The organism is Acidobacteriota bacterium, from assembly GCA_040754075.1.
Taxonomy (GTDB): Bacteria; Acidobacteriota; Blastocatellia; order UBA7656; family UBA7656; genus JBFMDH01.
Map to the genome: position 1 here is coordinate 1 of JBFMDH010000067.1, position 3082 is coordinate 3082.

Here is a 3082-nt window from a genome sequence, read left to right on the forward strand (position 1 = left end):
CAACATCACCACCGATGTGAATGGTCGGGCGGTGGTTGAACTGCCGGAATGGTTCGAGGCGTTGAATAAGGATTTTCGCTATCAACTCACGGTTGTCGGGCAATTCGCGCAAGCCATCGTCGCCGAAGAGGTCAAAAGCAATCGCTTCGTTATTCAAACCAATGCGCCAGAAGTGAAAGTTTCATGGCAGGTCACGGGCATTCGTCAGGACGCCTGGGCGAATAAGCATCGTATCAAGATAGAAGAAGATAAAACCGAAAATGAGCGTGGTCACTATCTTTACCCCGAAGGCTTCGGAAAATCTGAAGAACGCAGCATTGAATGGGCGAATCAGCCTGAGTTGATGCGCGAAATCAAAGAGCGTCGCCTCAAGGCAGAACAAGCGCGACAACCGCGTCAATAACGGGCAATCGGCTTTCTCGGCAGGGGCAAATCTCATTTTGCTCCTACCGAGAAATGCCAGCTTATTCAAGCGACTATTCAACAGGAGAAGACGCAATGAAGATAATAAAACGCTGTTTCATCATTCTATTAGTTATTGCCTTTGTGTGGGTGACGAAGACGCCTACCTCCGCAGATGATGATAGTGGGCACGGCACAAAAATTACGCCGGTTGTTACGGCTTTTCCTGGGCTTTTTTCCATCAGACAAACCGACAGTTTTTATCTAAGCAAGTCGAATGGAAACCCTCAATCAAAGCCAAAGCTACATGCCGGCGACGCCCATTCGCTTTACCCGCGATCTCCATTCCGGCAACGGGTTGGCGCTTGAGCGACAGGCATTCGGTTTGGTGGAGAAACACTTTTCAAAACCGAGGTTTCACTTAACCGACGGTTCAATCAGAGGAGAAAAAATCATGCTTCAGTTAATGTTCTTGAAATTGGATGGCGTACGCGGTGAATCATACGCCCCGCGTCATATTGGCGAAATTGAAATCTCCGGGTACAACTGGAATACCAAGCATCAAGCCAATGCCGGGTCTGGCGCTGGCACGGGAAAAGTGTCGATAACCGATTTGACGGTTTTTAAACCCACTGACAAAACCTCAGCCTTTTTAAGGGTGGCATCGGCTAACGGACAATATTTTGCCAACGGGGTGTTGACCATTGAAAAGGTTTCCGTCAGGGGTGATCTGCTTCGCACCATGATTATTAAAATGAAGGACATCATCCTGGATTTCGTGCTCTCAAATGGAGCGGTGGATGACATCGGTTTAAATTTTGCCAGTATGGAATACAAGGAATCCTAAACCGCAAACGGCAAGACCAAAAACGCAGGAGAGAAATTTAAAAGCAATACTTTCGTCTGCGCTGCAATTCATTTTTTGATGGCTGACGAAGCTACACAAAAAGTAACGAGCGCGCAAAAGGATGGTTAAAAAAGAAAGACAGAACCAGAAAACCCAAATCAGAAAAGGAGACTGAAAAGATGAGAAACAAAATAATCACATCGACGCTGCTGATTATCTTCGCGATAACCAGCGCAATTTGTGCAAACGCCCAAACGGCAAAACGAATTCAATTTGCCAAAGGCAAAAGTTCCGCCACCATTCAAGGCAACACCGGAAGTTACGGCGCAACCTATGTTGTGAGAGCGCGGGCAGGACAAAAAATGACGCTCAATCTGACGCCCACTCAAAAGGTAGGAATAAAGGTTGAGACCACAGGAGCGGATGGGCATCAGATTTTGCTGCGCGAAGCGCGCGGTGGAAGGTATGAAATTTATCTGGAAGAAGGCGGAGATTTCACGATGTTTATCGGCTCGACCAACAACCAACCGGTTCCGTTCACCCTGACCGTGAAAATTACCAGGATGGCAGATATTTAAACGGTAAGTACCCGCTTCGAGCCATCTGGTTAAATTCAAAATCGAACGCATTTTTTGTTTGAGCGCATTAAGCCGGTTGCCCGCCGCCTGGTGCGACGGTTCGGCAAAGGTGTGCAGATTTTTGAGTGTTGCTTTCAAACCGCAACGCAATAAACAACGCAATAACCCGCTGTAATTCAAAGCGGCTAAAAATATAAAGGAGAAACGATAATGAGAATCTATAACAAATTGTTATCACTTTTGGTAATCGGCACATTGTTAGCGGCAACAACCCTGGCTCAACAACCACAAAAATCATCAAGCGTTACGCCTAAAGCCGCCACGACGACGGTGATCGGCAGTGGCACAACCGGACAGCTACCCAAATGGATAGGCAGTGATGGCGTAAGCTTTATGATTGGCAATTCCAATATCTTTGAAGATAAATTTGGAAAAGTTGGAATTGGCACGACTGCGCCGACCTCACCATTGACGGTGCAGGGCATGATTGAAACCACCCTTGGCGGTTACAAATTCCCCGATGGCACGGTGCAGACCACCGCACTCTCTACGGGACAAGTTGTCAGCAGATTGAACGGCTTGAAAGGCGATGTGACGCTAATCGCAGGCACCAACATCACCATTACCCCATCAGGCAACACCTTGACGATTGACGCGCCAAACGCACTTTCAACGATTGAACATAATGCCACGCTTGCAGGTAATGGCACGGCGGCAAGTCCGTTAAGGATTGCGGTGCCATTGACTTTGACCGGACCAAACACGGTTCTCCAAATTGAAAGTACCGTCGCCAATGGCAGCACCAGTCGCGCAATCAATGTGAAGGGCGGCAACAACGCGACCTCTTTCGGCGGCGCGGGGATTTGGAGCACCGGCGGCGACAGCAGCGCTGCAAATAGGGGTGGTGGCAGTGGCGTAGTTGGCACCGGCGGCACCGGTAGTAATATGAACGATGGAGGACGCGGCGTTGAAGGTGTCGGTGGCGATGCTTCCGGTGCAGGGAGTGAATCGGGCGACGGCATTGTCGGTTTTCCGGGAGAAGCTACCAATGGCGCAACCGTTGGCAAAGCCGGTCGTTTCCTTGGCAGTGTCGAGGTTTTGGGAACCCTCTCGAAAGCCGGTGGCTCATTCAAGATTGACCATCCCTTAGACCCCGAAAACAAGTACCTGTCACATTCCTTCGTCGAATCGCCCGACATGATGAACATTTATAACGGCAACATCACCACCGATGTGAATGGTCGGGCGGTGGTTG

At 49.3% G+C, this 3082-nt stretch carries 4 protein-coding genes; all 4 read left to right on the forward strand.

All coding sequences use genetic code 11. From position 1 onward, the window contains the following. Positions 1-403, forward strand: a 403-nt coding sequence (locus tag AB1757_31185) for a hypothetical protein (protein ID MEW6131532.1), incomplete at its 5' end; no start/stop codon positions are given. Between the two features lie 276 nt (positions 404-679). After that, entirely contained in the window at positions 680-1249 is a 570-nt protein-coding gene (locus AB1757_31190; protein MEW6131533.1) for a type VI secretion system tube protein Hcp, read from the forward strand. Positions 1250-1428: 179 nt separating this feature from the next. Further along, complete coding sequence (locus tag AB1757_31195) at positions 1429-1827, forward strand: hypothetical protein (GenBank protein ID MEW6131534.1); 399 nt, start codon at positions 1429-1431, stop codon at positions 1825-1827. 210 nt (positions 1828-2037) lie between these two features. After that, positions 2038-3082, forward strand: a 1045-nt coding sequence (locus AB1757_31200; GenBank protein MEW6131535.1) for a hypothetical protein, incomplete at its 3' end; no start/stop codon positions are given.